The 13,579-nt window shown below is 38.6% G+C and carries 13 protein-coding genes; 8 read left to right on the top strand and 5 right to left on the bottom strand.

Translation table 11 applies throughout. From position 1 onward, the window contains the following. Positions 1–17: 17 nt before the first annotated feature. Positions 18–668 carry a TrkA family potassium uptake protein gene (locus RFX69_RS02720; protein WP_289332578.1) on the bottom strand — a complete coding sequence of 217 codons (651 nt, stop codon included), beginning with the start codon at positions 666–668 and terminating at the stop codon, positions 18–20. Between the two features lie 144 nt (positions 669–812). Next, a complete protein-coding gene (ilvA, locus tag RFX69_RS02715; RefSeq protein ID WP_001983729.1) occupies positions 813–2,360 on the bottom strand; it encodes a threonine ammonia-lyase, biosynthetic in 1,548 nt (515 codons plus the stop codon). A 101-nt stretch (positions 2,361–2,461) separates the two neighbouring features. Here ilvA and rpiA point away from each other — a divergent pair, with 101 nt between their 5' ends. Both rpiA and RFX69_RS02705 read left to right on the top strand, forming a co-directional pair. Then, positions 2,462–3,133, top strand: coding sequence for a ribose-5-phosphate isomerase RpiA (rpiA, locus tag RFX69_RS02710; protein ID WP_195707407.1), 672 nt, complete (start codon positions 2,462–2,464; stop codon positions 3,131–3,133). Continuing rightward, positions 3,133–3,813 (top strand): SprT family zinc-dependent metalloprotease, encoded by a 681-nt coding sequence (locus RFX69_RS02705; RefSeq protein WP_000110121.1) that lies wholly within the window; start codon positions 3,133–3,135, stop codon positions 3,811–3,813. The genes rpiA and RFX69_RS02705 overlap by 1 nt, the downstream gene beginning before the upstream one ends. On the opposite strand, the gene RFX69_RS02700 is transcribed toward RFX69_RS02705, so the two are convergent. Further along, positions 3,810–5,330, bottom strand: a complete 1,521-nt coding sequence (locus tag RFX69_RS02700; protein ID WP_289332579.1) for a hypothetical protein — start codon at positions 5,328–5,330, stop codon at positions 3,810–3,812. The genes RFX69_RS02705 and RFX69_RS02700 overlap by 4 nt on opposite strands. Before the next feature lie 182 nt (positions 5,331–5,512). Between RFX69_RS02700 and argC the strand changes: the two genes are divergently transcribed. The 6 genes from argC to RFX69_RS02670 all read left to right on the top strand — a co-directional run bounded on the left by argC (position 5,513) and on the right by RFX69_RS02670 (position 11,960). After that, positions 5,513–6,568 (top strand): N-acetyl-gamma-glutamyl-phosphate reductase, encoded by a 1,056-nt coding sequence (gene argC, locus RFX69_RS02695; RefSeq protein ID WP_000558176.1) that lies wholly within the window; start codon positions 5,513–5,515, stop codon positions 6,566–6,568. Between the two features lie 75 nt (positions 6,569–6,643). Beyond that, complete coding sequence (locus RFX69_RS02690) at positions 6,644–7,402, top strand: DUF6776 family protein (protein WP_086223979.1); 759 nt, start codon at positions 6,644–6,646, stop codon at positions 7,400–7,402. 9 nt (positions 7,403–7,411) lie between these two features. Then, entirely contained in the window at positions 7,412–7,825 is a 414-nt protein-coding gene (gene clpS, locus RFX69_RS02685; protein WP_001260033.1) for an ATP-dependent Clp protease adapter ClpS, read from the top strand. Between the two features lie 9 nt (positions 7,826–7,834). After that, entirely contained in the window at positions 7,835–10,111 is a 2,277-nt protein-coding gene (gene clpA / locus RFX69_RS02680; protein ID WP_000952702.1) for an ATP-dependent Clp protease ATP-binding subunit ClpA, read from the top strand. A 3-nt stretch (positions 10,112–10,114) separates the two neighbouring features. Then, positions 10,115–10,477: a YnfA family protein gene (locus RFX69_RS02675; RefSeq protein WP_002040450.1), complete on the top strand. Its 363-nt coding sequence runs from the start codon at positions 10,115–10,117 to the stop codon at positions 10,475–10,477. Between the two features lie 427 nt (positions 10,478–10,904). Then, positions 10,905–11,960: a 3-deoxy-7-phosphoheptulonate synthase gene (locus RFX69_RS02670; protein WP_024437554.1), complete on the top strand. Its 1,056-nt coding sequence runs from the start codon at positions 10,905–10,907 to the stop codon at positions 11,958–11,960. 46 nt (positions 11,961–12,006) lie between these two features. Here the strand turns inward: RFX69_RS02670 and RFX69_RS02665 are convergent, their stop codons facing one another. Then, positions 12,007–12,924, bottom strand: a complete 918-nt coding sequence (locus tag RFX69_RS02665; RefSeq protein WP_001147222.1) for an alpha/beta fold hydrolase — start codon at positions 12,922–12,924, stop codon at positions 12,007–12,009. A gap of 2 nt (positions 12,925–12,926) precedes the next feature. Continuing rightward, the gene (locus RFX69_RS02660) at positions 12,927–13,487 is read right to left on the bottom strand and encodes a PadR family transcriptional regulator (protein WP_000056571.1); all 561 of its coding nucleotides are present in this window, start codon (positions 13,485–13,487) and stop codon (positions 12,927–12,929) included. Positions 13,488–13,579 lie beyond the last annotated feature (92 nt).

Below are 13,579 nucleotides of genomic sequence, written 5' to 3'. Positions count from 1 at the left end.
TTTTCTGGTTCGTTTTCTTATATGAAACAATTTGAGAGTTTTTTTAGCTGCTGTAAATGACCTTCTAAAATAAGAATATCATGCGTTTGTAAAGTAAAAGCCTCTTCGGTTTCAAATAAAATCTGCTGTTGTCTTTTTACAAGAAGCGTTTTTACTTGAGGGGCTTGCTGCATAATTCCGTACAAATTAATGCCGTTTAACTTCTCTGGAATATCAATTTTTACAATATAGTGCTCATCATCTAAAGACATGTAACGGCTCACCATTGGGTAGTTTAGTGCTTGAGCAACACGTACCCCCATGTCTTCTTCAGGATGAATGATTTTATTGATATTTAGATGAGATAAGATCGTATGATGTGCTTTGGTTTTTGCTTTTACCCAAATTTTATCAATGCCCAGATTTTTTAAATTCAGCACACATAAAATACTGGCTTCAATATCTTCACCAATTGCTACAACTACTGCATCACAATTTTGAATGTTTAATTCATCCAATACATGTTCATCTGTAGCATCAGCAATGACAGCATGAGTTAAAACATCGGCAAGATTCTCAACATTCTTTTTGACTGTATCAATACCAATAACATCATGGTTTAATCTCGTAAGTTCCTGAGCAACAGTTGCCCCAAAACTTCCCAAGCCGATGACCGCGAACTGTGCCATAGTTGTCCTTTTATACTTAGTTAGGGCTTTATTTTTAATGATATTTTCTTTGAGATAAAGAGAAGCAATGTAAATATAAAAAATAATAAGCTTAAATGATAAAAAAGCCGACATATTTGCCGGCTTTTTTACCAAAATGAAAGGTTACTTCAAGAAACGTTTATAGCCCACATTGTCTGTAATTTCTGCATATGGATAGCTAATTTGCTCCAGAGTTTCAATTAAACCATCTGGGTTTTGTTTAGCATCTGTTGCTTGTAAGCCAACTAGTACACGACCTTCGGCAGCGCCGTGGTTACGATAATGGAATAGCGTAATATTGTGGGTTGGACCTAAACGAGTTAAGAAGGTGAGTAAAGCACCCGGACGTTCCGGAAACTCAACACGGAACAATCTTTCGTCATCCAGATTGGCATGACCACCAATCAAGTAACGAATATGCAATTTGGCAACTTCATCATCAGATAAATCATCTACAACATAATTTTGCTGTTTAAGTTGTTCTAAAATTTCATGACGTTCAGTGTCACCACCTTTTAAGCTAATACCCACAAAAACTTGTGCTTCTTCTGTGTTATTTGCACGGTAGTTAAACTCGGTAATGTTACGGCCCTGTAGAGCACGGCAGAAGCCTAAGAATGCGCCTTTTTCTTCAGAAAGAGTAACTGCATAAATTGCTTCACGTTGTTCACCCAATTCGGTGCGCTCTGCAATGTAACGTAAGCGGTCAAAGTTCATGTTGGCGCCGCAAACAATCGAGACCATGTTTTTGCCGCTAATTTTATGCTCGGCAACATATTTTTTGATACCAGCTAGGGCCATTGCACCAGACGGTTCAACAATGCTGCGGTTTTCATCAAAAGTATCTTTAATTGCAGCGCAGATCTCATCTGTATTTACAGTAACAATATCTGGTTCAACAATTGGTCCAGAGTTATCTGATTTGCGTAGACGAACGATATCAAAAGGTAAAGCACCAATTTGAGCAACTGCTGTACCATCAGCAAATAAGCCTACGTGGGGTAGGACTACACGTTCATTTGCTTCTAGCGCTGCTTTTAAACAAGCTGACTCTTCATATTCAACACCGATGACTTTGACATGCGGTGCAACATCACCTAAGTAAGCTGCTACACCAGCAATTAAGCCACCACCACCAACAGCAACGAAAACATATTCTACATCACGCCATTGACGTAAAATTTCATTCGCAATTGTACCTTGGCCCGCAATAACCAACTCGTCGTCATAAGGTGGAATAAAAACTAATCCTTCAGCTTCGGCACGTTGCTGAGCGTATTTGTTTGCAATATCAAAACTATCGCCATGCAATACAACTTGGCCACCCAAACGCTTCACTGCCTGAACTTTAATGTCAGGGGTAGTACTTGGCATAACAATAATTGCAGGAATACCTAAACGTTGACCAGACAACGCTACACCTTGCGCATGGTTGCCAGCAGATGCGCAAATCACGCCACGTTCAAGTTGTTCTTTCGGTAATTGGCTAATACGGTTATAGGCACCGCGTAATTTAAAAGAAAAAACTGGTTGTAAATCTTCACGCTTAAAACGAATTGTGTTGTTTAATTTTTGACTAATTCGTGGAGCTGCTTCGAGAGGTGTTTCAATTGCAACATCATAAACCGTTGCTTGTAAAATTTGTCGTACCACACGAGACAGCATGTTCATCTTCCCTATAACAGTTTAAAATAGGAAATTATTGTAGCAAACCCTTGTGCATTTGCGCCGTTTATTGGCGCATAAATGTCAAAAAATAGTTGAGTGATGTAATGAGCCTATATGCAACCCAAGATGAAAAGAAACAAGCTGCTGCGAAAGCTGCTTTAAAACACTTACCCAAAGGTGGCATTTTGGGGGTAGGAACTGGAAGTACTGTAAACTTCCTGATTGATTTATTGCCTGAACTACAATTAGAAGCAGCAGTGGCAAGTTCTCAAGCAACAGCAGACCGTCTTAAAAAATTAGGCATAGAAGTGGTTGATATGAACCATGTGGGTAGCCTTGATGCTTATGTTGATGGTGCAGATGAGATTGATCGTCATATGCATATGATTAAAGGCGGCGGCGCAGCATTAACTCGTGAAAAAATTGTAGCCTCAATTGCTAAAAAGTTTGTATGTATCGTTGATGATTCGAAATGGGTTGATCAACTTGGTCGTGATTTCCCATTACCAATAGAAGTTATTCCAATGGCGCGTTCGGCTGTAGCTCGTAAATTGGTAAGCTTAGGTGGTGATCCGGTTTATCGTGAAGGTGTGGTAACAGATAACGGAAACGTTATTTTAGATGTATTTAATTTGAACATCTTAAATGCAATTGATTTGGAAAAGACAATTAACAACATTCCGGGTGTTGTGACTAACGGTATTTTTGCGTTAAATCCAGCAACGATTGCAATTGTTGCAACAAATGATGGTATTGAAGAGCGTACTGCACAGTAATGTCTGTGGAAATGCCAGAAATTAAAATTGTTCGTCACGTAAGGGCAAGAAAATTGCGCTTACGTGTTGAGCCTGCGTCTATACGACTTACTGTGCCGTTATTTTGTAGTAAGAAACAAATTCAGCAGTTTTTAGCTCAGTCTGAACAATGGTTAATCGAGACGTGGAATAAACAGCACCACGTTCAATCTACCTCATTTGAAATTCCTTCAGAAATTTCTTTTTTTAATAGAGAACAGCCTTTTCAAATTGTTGTGCAGAAGCAACATCGCATTTTTCAATTTGATTGGGAAGATAGTTATTTATTTATTAAAGATCAACAACCCTATCAAGCTTTACAAAACGCTGTTATTGCTTATGCAAAACAAGAGTTGCCAGCACTTTTGTCAGAACTTAGCCAAAAAACTCGACTGAGTTATGCAGAGTGTACAATTCGGCGTCCTAAAACTCGTTGGGGAAGTTGCAGTAGTCAACATAATATTATGCTGCATGCAGGTCTGGTTCTTATGCCTGCTCAAATTACCCGTTATGTTTGCATTCATGAACTAGCACACACCAAACACTTCGACCATAGTCCTGCATTTTGGGCCGAAGTTGCAAAGTTCGACCCTAACTATATGCAGCATCGCAGACAATTAAAAGGTAATCCATTGCCTGCATGGTGGTATGTTACAACTTAGCTAAAGCTACACTCTAATTGTGTTGTTTGTAAGACATCTGGTGCTTTGCGGCTATCAAGGCCTGCTTGAGCACTAACAATCTTGTTCGCTTTAATATGTAGCTGTATAAAATTATATTGCTGTGTTGAATTGTTAGGTTCGGATGAACTTGAGTTAAGTAAATAACTATAACTTGCAGCGTCGGTTTGCAGTAAGTTATCTGTACTATCTGCGCTTAAGGCAGAGCGATAGCTTTGAGAGCCTTTAATTAATTCAATTTGACCATTAGCACGGAAGTTAAGTTGGCAGCCTGTTGTACTGTCTTCATAGTGACCAACTAAATAGTCTGTAGCTGGTAGTTTTGGGTCAGAAATATTGATACTAGTTAAACCTTGTTTACACGGGTAAGCTGATCCATTGCAGGTCGCTGTAATGCCACTAAAGCCAACAGCACGTCGGTAATCTCCCGCACCATCTATACGGAAAAATTCAGACGTATTACCAGAAGGTATAATCCCCGAATATTGTTTCTTGTCCAGTAGATCATAACCTATTGGGTCTAAATGGGATTGATCTTGCAAATCTGCTAGTTTAAAGGTGGCTGCTCTTAGATTAGTGGCAAAATAATCACGTATTACCTTTTGATTAGCTGCGATATCTAAAAGTGTATTTTTTGCTGGATCAATATTATCAGGGGCTGAGGTGAAGATAGGGGTAAAAGATGTTTTGTCCCCAATAAGTTTTTTGCCGTCTAAATATCCATCTTTTAAATCTGTAGCGAGACTTTGGGTAAGATCTTGATAAGGTGAATTCGTATTATGGATGCTTGACCAATATTGAAGATAACCAAAGCTTAGATAACTATCCACATAAGTACTTGGCTTTGTGGTTGAGTATTTCAATAAATTTAAAATTGTAAGCGTACTTGCCGGACTTAAACTTGGAATATTGGTATCTTTAAACGCATTAAGAAGAGATCTGTAGACATCTTGAGAGGCTAAGTCAACATGTAATTGTTCAATACGGGTTGGGATAATTGTCTCATTAGGCAACTGACCTGAAAGAATCACAGCGCGTTGATAAATTGCTTCTGAAGTTGGGCTGATCAATTGTGTTTTATTGCTTATCGAGCTTGGGGTAATAAAAGCGTGATAAACACCAAAAATATTTTGATATTCAGATTTGGTTGGATCAAATACTTGAGATGAGCCTTGGGTCGTGACTTCAACACGATAAAGACGATTTAGTTTTGTGCTTGGAAGTTTAATGTCGTAACTCGTTAAACTGGCAACTTGGGTATCAATCAAAATACTATTGTCGGTATTATCATATAACTTGAGTTGAACATTGCGCATTTCGACAGGGGTTTTAAGCGTAATATCTGTCATGACTTCAGGAGTGGGTTCAGACGGTTTAGGCGTGTTAGATGAACCTCCGCTACTGCTACCACCACCACACCCGACAAGGGCTACACTTAAAATTAAAGTCGTGAGGCCGAGATAAGTGCACACTTTTATTTCTTTTGATTGATCAAGCATCCTAGCTCTCCAAAAATAAATTTGGTATTTATTTACTGATATTTGTTTGGTACTGACAGGCCGGCAAGTGCTATGTAATTATCGTTTAAAATAAAAAAATTAAAATTACCAAGCATGAAATGGTTTTGTAAGCCTAGACATCCTGTCATACTACCGCAAGTATAGATTCAAAATTTGAGGTAATGCACGTGATTTCTGTCGGAATTGTTGGTGGAACTGGTTATACAGGCGTTGAACTATTACGTATTTTATTACGGCATCCAAAAGCGCAGGTTCGAGTTCTGACTTCACGTACAGAAGCGGGCAAACCAGTTGCTGATATGTTCCCAAACTTACGTGGGCATACAGATCTTCAATTTTCAGATTTAAACATTGATGCATTAAAAGAGTGTGATGTTGTATTTTTTGCAACTCCTCATGGTGTTGCGATGCAACATGCGAAAGATTTGATTGCAGCAGGCACCAAAGTTATTGATTTAGCTGCTGACTTTCGTTTACAGAATCTTGAGCAATTTGAAAAGTGGTATGGTATGGAGCATGCTTGCCCAGATGTACTAAAAGATTCTGTTTATGGTTTAACTGAGTTAAATCGTGAAAAAATTAAGCAAGCTCAAGTCATTGGTAATCCGGGTTGTTACCCAACGACTGTTCAACTGGGCTTGGCTCCTCTTTTAAAATCGGCACAAGCATTGATTGAAACAAAGAATATTATTATTGATGCAAAATCCGGTGTTTCTGGTGCTGGTCGTAAAGCAAGTTTGGGCATGATTTACAGTGAAAATGCGGATAACTTTAAAGCTTATGGTGTTGCAGGCCATCGCCACCATCCAGAGATTGTAGAGGCTTTGGAAAATATTGCAGGTAAGAAAGATGTTTTTGAAGGTCTTTTATTTGTTCCGCACCTAGTACCGATGATTCGCGGTATGTTAAGTACAATTTATGTAGACTTGACAGAAGCGGGTAAACAAACAGACTTACAAGCTTTGTATGAAAACTTCTATGCAAATGAAAAATTTGTAGATGTCATGCCTGCAAATAGTTCACCTGAAACTCGCAGCGTGCGCGGAGCAAATGAATTACGTATTGCTTTGTATAAACCACAACCAAATAAACTCATTATTTTGGCGGCTCAAGATAACCTTGTAAAAGGTGCATCTGGCCAAGCTGTACAAAATATGAACCTTATGTTTGGCTTTAATGAAGATGAAGGCTTACAAGGGATTGGTTTATTACCATAAAAAACTCTTTTTTGCTTCACACACATTTAAATTTCGATTTAAATGTGTGTCTTGACTCTGATCTTAAACACTGAGATGACGATGCAAAACTCGGAACAGACGACTTCTGTAGAAAGTTCGTTGCAAAAGAAAAAATTTTTAAACACCAATAAACCATTATTTATTGGTGCCGCTATTTTAATGAGTGGTTGTTTTGCGCTCGGCTATACAATTGGGCACCGTCAAGGTTTAACTGTTGTTGGTTACGATGCAGATGCAGAGCAATTGGTTGAGGTAGTGCAAAAACAAAAAACAGCATTAGATGCAGTTAACAAAAGTTTGAATGCGGCTGTACAAGAGCGTGATGTTGCTGTTACAAATGCCAATGATTTGTTTGAAGCACTTAATCAAGCCAATGCTGATAAAACGCAGCAAGAAGGTATGAGTAACATCTACCGTGAAATTTTAAGACAACGTGGTGGTTTAAGCTTAACAATTCAGAATTTAGCGATTAAACCGTTACCGGAAAATGCTTATGAATATCAGCTTGATCTGGTACAAGTTAGCCCGAGTAAACGCCGTGCTTCAGGTTCAGTTGAAATAAGACTGATTAAAGATACAGAAGTTTTAGTGGTACCACTTGAAGATAAGAACTTTAACTTCACTGATTTTGAGCGTTTGACTGGCCGTTGGACGATGCCTAAGGGGTTCACACCTCAATTTATTGAAGTGCGTCTAACAGGCGGTTCTGATACACCGGTTATTAAGCGTTTTAGTTGGCAGCGTGGTAAACCTGTCGAAACACCTTCTGCTTTTGTTGCAGAAATTCCTCAAGCTGAAGCAAATTCACAATAGTAACATCATATGCGAACAAATAAGCGTCAAACAAATTTAAAAGATATTAAGGCTTCTTTTCAGCAGTCTGGCTATGTCGATTGGCACTTCAATCCACGCTTAAGTGATTCGCAAAACGAAGATCATGACGGAGAGGTTGTTGTGCAAACAGCACCTCCCGAACTCAAGCGTCCTCCCTTGTATGCAGTGGTATTATTGAATGACGATTACACGCCAATGGACTTTGTAATTGAAATTTTACAACAATACTTTGCAATGAATCTTGACCAAGCAACTCAAGTAATGCTAACAGTACACTATGAAGGTAAAGGTACTGCCGGGGTATATCCAAGAGACATCGCGGAAACCAAGGCAAACCTTGTTAATAATTACGCTCGATCGCAAGGTCATCCATTACTTTGCCAGATTGAGCCTAAAGCATAAGGGGGTCACATGCTCAGTCGTCAATTAGAAGTATCATTACGTTTGGCTGTTAGCATGGCTCGTCAAAAGAGACATGAGTTTCTTACAGTTGAACATTTACTATTAGCCTTACTCGATAACGATTCGGCTGTGAATGCATTAAAAGCATGCGGAGCTGATATTGTTTCTTTACGTAAAGAATTAGAAGAATATGTAGAACAACATACTCCTAAGCTTGGCGAAAATAGCGAGCAAGCTCCACATCCAACAGAAAGTTTCGACCGCATTTTGCAACGTGCAATTTTCCACGTTCAATCGAGTGGTGGTGACCGTACTGTTGAAGGTGCGGATGTTTTGGTCGCAATGTATTCAGAGCGTGATTCTTTTGCTGTTTATCTGCTTAAACGTCATCAAATTAATCGATTGACTTTAACTCAATACTTGTCTCATGGGACACGTAAAGACGAAGTTCAGGTTGAAGAAGAAGTTGAAGACATTGAAGGTGAAAGCAATTCAGGCAATGCCGGACCATTAGAACTTTATACGCTCAATTTAAATGTTGAAGCGCAAAAAGGTAAAACTGATCCACTCATTGGTCGTGAGAAAGAAATTGAGCGTACAGCACAAATTCTTTGCCGTCGTCGTAAAAACAATCCATTGTTAGTAGGCGACCCAGGTGTAGGTAAAACTTCAATTGCAGAAGGCCTTGCTTGGCTCATTGTAAATGGTAAAGCACCAAAACCGCTAAGCCATGCAGAAATTTACAGTCTTGATATTGGTGCATTGGTTGCGGGTACAAAATATCGTGGTGACTTTGAAAAACGTTTAAAACAATTGTTAAACGCTTTGAAGAAAAATCCGAATGCGATTTTATTCATTGATGAAATTCATATGATCATTGGTGCAGGCTCAAGTATGGGCAGTACGATGGATGCTTCGAATCTCATCAAACCAGCTTTAGCAAATGGTACTTTACGCTGCATTGGATCAACAACGTTCCAAGAATATCGTCAGGTATTTGAAAAGGATCATGCGTTATCTCGTCGTTTCCAAAAAATTGACGTAAATGAACCGAGCATTTCTGAAACTATTGATATTTTACGTGGCTTGAAAACGAAGTTTGAAGATTTCCACCATGTACAGTATGACGACAAAGCTTTGGTTTCTGCGGTTGAGCTTTCTGCGAAATTTATTAATGATCGTTTCTTGCCAGATAAAGCGATTGATGTCATTGATGAAGCAGGTGCACAGCGCCGTCTAAAAGCAGAAAGTGAAGACAGCTTAATTACTGTAGAAAACATCGAAGATATCGTTTCTAAGATTGCGCGTATTCCGCCTAAAACTGTATCTAAAGATGATAAATCTGTACTTGAAAATCTTGAGCGTGACCTAAAACGTGTTGTATTTGGTCAAGATGAGGCAATTACTGCACTAGCTTCTGCAATCAAGTTGTCACGTGCTGGTTTGAAATCACCGGATAAACCTGTTGGTAGCTTTGTGTTTGCTGGTCCAACGGGTGTAGGTAAAACTGAGGTTACGAAGCAATTAGCAAAACTTTTAGGTGTAGAGCTTGTTCGTTTCGATATGTCTGAGTATATGGAACGTCATGCTGTTTCTCGTTTAATTGGTGCTCCTCCAGGCTATGTAGGTTATGACCAAGGTGGCTTACTCACAGATGCGATTCATAAAAATCCACACTGTGTATTGTTACTGGATGAAATTGAGAAAGCACATCCTGATGTGTTTAACCTGTTATTACAAATCATGGATCATGGTGCATTAACAGACAATAATGGTCGTAAGTCAGACTTTAGAAATGTCATTATTGTGTTGACGACGAACATTGGTGCAGAAAGTATTTCTCGTGCAAGCATTGGATTTACAGAGCAAGACCATAGTTCGGACAACCAAGAAGCCATGAAACGTGCATTCTCACCTGAATTCCGTAACCGTCTAGATGGTGTTATTCAATTCAAAGCTTTACCAACCACAGTGATTGAATCTGTAGTTGATAAGTTCTTGACAGAATTGCAAGCGCAGCTAGATGAAAAACGCGTAGTTTTAGATGTCGATCAAAGTGCACGCGACTGGTTGGCGACAAATGGTTATGATCGCTTAATGGGTGCTCGCCCAATGCAACGTCTCATTCAAGAACACTTGAAGAAACCATTAGCTGAAATGATTCTGTTTGGTGAACTTGCAGATCATGGCGGTAATGTTGCGGTATCAGTGAAGAAAGAAGATGGTAAAGCAGTGGGTCTAAAACTTGAAGTGTTTGAAGATCACCATACGGCAGAACCAGCTTAATTTATGTTAATTGATAGTCTTTCTATAACCCGAATATTTAGTGTGTTCGGGTTATTTATTATTACTGCAATCGCTGAGATTTTGGGTTGTTATTTTCCTTATCTTATTTTAAAAGAAGGGAAGTCTGCGTGGCTATGGTTACCTACAGCACTGAGTTTGGCCGTGTTTGTCTGGTTGCTGACATTACATCCGGCAGCTTCTGGACGGATTTATGCAGCCTATGGCGGTATTTATATTTTTACTGCGCTTATGTGGCTTCGTTTTGTAGATCAAGTCGTTTTAACCAGATGGGATATCTTAGGTGGTTTAATCGTGCTTTGCGGAGCAGGTTTAATTATTTTACAGCCCCAAGGATTAATCCGTTAATTCTGAAAGTGTTCAATTAAATTTTAAGTGAAAAAAATAAGCAATTTTTTCGCAAAAAATACTTGTCAAAGTCATCAACAATGCGTATTTTAGATTTAAGGAACATTTTTTAATATTTGAGATAAAGATGTTAAATCAATCTGTGAATTCTAACGCTTACTTTTATTTCTGGCAATTTAGATAGTTGCCTGAGCGTATTCGGGCACGAGAGTTGCCCATCACAGTTAATACCTGATCGGCAACCCCGATCAGGTTTTTTTATGCTTTATCTTTTTCAAATCGAGGACTTCAAAATGAACAACATGACTTATTCATACTTTAGCAACTTTTATTGGTTTTACTTTTGTCTACCTTTGCCAACGAATAGATCCAAAACGCTCAAATAAATGATCGGACTGATTAGGTTTCAGTCCAAAGGAAAAGACCAATGAATGCCTTAAATACTTTACTAACTCAAAGCAATACAAAAGAAACACCAGTTAGTTTACCTGTTCAGTTAAAAGCTAAATACCCGCTTGTGCAGACCTTCGCACGACAAATTGCAGAACATCGTCAAATTATTCAAAATATTCTTGCTGGCAAAGATCAGCGCTTAATGGTTATTACAGGACCATGTTCAATTCATGACCCAGTTGCTGTACTTGAATACGCAGATAGATTGCAAAAATTACAAGAAAAAGTAAAAGATCAAATCTTCATTGTGATGCGTGCTTATATTGAAAAGCCACGTACAACAGTAGGTTGGAAAGGGTTTATGTATGACCCAAACCTTGATGGTTCATCTAATCTACAATTAGGTTTAGAAAAATCGCGTGAGCTATATTTACAAATTATTGAAAAAGGCTTGCCGATTGCGAGCGAAATTTTAAGCCCAATGGCAACAGGCTATTTTGATGATTTATTGGCTTGGGGTGCAATTGGAGCTCGTACTAGTGAGTCCCAGATTCACCGTGAAATCTCAAGTCATATGCCATACAGTATTGGCTTCAAGAATGGTACGGATGGCTCAATTCAAATTGCTTTAGATGCTATTCAGTCTGCACAAAATGAGCATCAATTTTTAGGTATGAATCAGCAAGGTTTGCCTTCAGTGATTCAGAGTGCTGGAAATCCATTGCCACACTTGATTTTACGTGGAGCCAATCATGGCCCTAATTATGATTTCGCTTCAATTCAGGCAATTAGAGAAAAGCACAAACAAAATCTACCTGCCTTAGTTATTGACTGTAGTCATGGCAACAGTGGTAAAGATCCTTTACGTCAGCCAGAAGTTTTGCGGCAAATAGTTGCTGAACGTCTAAAAACTCAGGTAAAGGGTGTCATGATTGAAAGCCATTTAGTTGATGGTAACCAGAAGATTTCATGTGAAATGACTTATGGTCAGTCGGTAACGGATGGTTGTTTAGGGTGGGATAAAACTGAACAGCTTTTGTTAAATGTTGCTAAACAATTAAAAGCAAGTGAATTAGCTCATTCGGCTTAATGATGTAAACATTTAAAAAGGGATCTGTTTTAGCAGATCCTTTTTTTTAAGAAGCATGTTTAAGTTCGGATAAAAAAGTAGTGATTTCATGCCCGAATTTTTTTGGCTCGGTTAATAATGGTGTGTGGCCTGAACGTTCAAAATAAATTGTTTTTGCATGTTCGACACTATGTGCAATCAGGGTTTGGCCCGTTTCTGGATAGAGTGTCGAATTGCGTCCAATAAAGAAAGTTGTTGGGCACTGTAATTGCTGAAGTGCTTCACGATAATCTTCGTTGTGGAAAAGATAATTTTCGACATACCAAAATAAGTAGTCTAAACGCTGAATCGGAAGAAGATATTTTTGTAAAAATGGTTGTTTTAATGCAGTTTTAAAAACAAAAGGACTAAACGGATTGCTACTTTGCAATTCAATAAAATCTACCCACAAACGCACCAACTTTTGACGGTCCGGAAGTGATAATTCATAAAGATATTTAGCATTTTTATGGATTGATAATAACTGATAAATATCATTGAGTAATTGTTTAAATTGGGCATGTAATGGCCCAAATAACCCATATTGCCATGTAGCATCTACTGAAATTTTAGGCGTTTGATCGATATGTAAATAGGCCTTTAACTGCTGAGCTAGATGAGCATGTTTCATGCCATGCATTGCAGTGGTGGCTCCCATTGAGTAGCCCATTAAAATAAATTTATCTAATTTTAATTGCTCAATTAAGTGAGCAACATCTTGCCAGTGGCTTGATATGGCATCTTGCTCGGGAATTGCACAATTTTTTGAACCGCCAAAGCCCCGCCAGTCGGGAATAATAAACTCGTATTCTTTACGATTTGCATAGATAAAAGGTAGCCATTGCCAACTTTGCATACCTAAGCCAGATAAAACTAAAACCGGTTCACCACGACCAACACGGCGTACAAATAAACTTTCCTGATCGGGCATGGTGTAATAAGGCATGATTATTCTCCAGATACATTATCTTGAGCAAAGAGTTTTAATTGCGGGATGACTTGTTCTAACCATTTGATCCACTCAGTTTCCATAGTAATGCCGAGTTCTAAGATCATTTTATGAATATATAACACTCGATTATTCAAATCATCGCTATCTTTAAAATCTTTATCATAAATAGTTTGGTAAAGCTTAAGCTTTTCTTGATGTAGACCAAGATGTCGTAACAGTTCGGGTAATATTTGATTATTGCCCAATTGCGCCTCAGCGCGCAATCTTACCATTAAGTCATCTCTAAGCTGTGCCGGTTCGCTTTGCTGTGTCATCCATGAAGCGAGTTCAATACGGCCAAGTTGTTCGACCTGATAAGTTTTTTTTCGGCCACTATCCATCTCATTTTCTAAAGTGGAAACCCAGCCTTTTTTAAGCATGTTATTGAGTTCACGATAAATTTGCTGATGTGTGGCATTCCAGAAAAAGCCCATAGATCGGTCAAAACGGCGGGCGAGTTCAAAGCCCGTGCTTGGCCGTTCTAGTAAACTGGTCAATAAAACATGAGGAAGTGACATGGCAATCCGTTTGTAAGCAAAAGTAAAGTGTGACTCATTAGATTATGCAACATGTTGCATAAAAGTCAAAATTTGATTATAAATTTGTGCAA

Source organism: Acinetobacter sp. 148, assembly GCF_031196675.1.
GTDB classification, from domain to species: domain Bacteria; phylum Pseudomonadota; class Gammaproteobacteria; order Pseudomonadales; family Moraxellaceae; genus Acinetobacter; species Acinetobacter baumannii.
This window is presented reverse-complemented; position numbering and strand designations above follow the sequence as displayed.

Excerpts from the sequence above, each read along its gene's own strand:
- RFX69_RS02720 (WP_289332578.1), bottom strand. The coding sequence starts at position 668 with ATGGCACAGTTCGCGGTCATCGGCTTGGGAAGTTTTGGGGCAACTGTT.
- ilvA (WP_001983729.1), bottom strand. The coding sequence starts at position 2,360 with ATGAACATGCTGTCTCGTGTGGTACGACAAATTTTACAAGCAACGGTT.
- rpiA (WP_195707407.1), top strand. The coding sequence starts at position 2,462 with ATGAGCCTATATGCAACCCAAGATGAAAAGAAACAAGCTGCTGCGAAA.
- RFX69_RS02705 (WP_000110121.1), top strand. The coding sequence starts at position 3,133 with ATGTCTGTGGAAATGCCAGAAATTAAAATTGTTCGTCACGTAAGGGCA.
- RFX69_RS02700 (WP_289332579.1), bottom strand. The coding sequence starts at position 5,330 with ATGCTTGATCAATCAAAAGAAATAAAAGTGTGCACTTATCTCGGCCTC.
- argC (WP_000558176.1), top strand. The coding sequence starts at position 5,513 with ATGCACGTGATTTCTGTCGGAATTGTTGGTGGAACTGGTTATACAGGC.
- RFX69_RS02690 (WP_086223979.1), top strand. The coding sequence starts at position 6,644 with ATGACGATGCAAAACTCGGAACAGACGACTTCTGTAGAAAGTTCGTTG.
- clpS (WP_001260033.1), top strand. The coding sequence starts at position 7,412 with ATGCGAACAAATAAGCGTCAAACAAATTTAAAAGATATTAAGGCTTCT.
- clpA (WP_000952702.1), top strand. The coding sequence starts at position 7,835 with ATGCTCAGTCGTCAATTAGAAGTATCATTACGTTTGGCTGTTAGCATG.
- RFX69_RS02675 (WP_002040450.1), top strand. The coding sequence starts at position 10,115 with ATGTTAATTGATAGTCTTTCTATAACCCGAATATTTAGTGTGTTCGGG.
- RFX69_RS02670 (WP_024437554.1), top strand. The coding sequence starts at position 10,905 with ATGAATGCCTTAAATACTTTACTAACTCAAAGCAATACAAAAGAAACA.
- RFX69_RS02665 (WP_001147222.1), bottom strand. The coding sequence starts at position 12,924 with ATGCCTTATTACACCATGCCCGATCAGGAAAGTTTATTTGTACGCCGT.
- RFX69_RS02660 (WP_000056571.1), bottom strand. The coding sequence starts at position 13,487 with ATGTCACTTCCTCATGTTTTATTGACCAGTTTACTAGAACGGCCAAGC.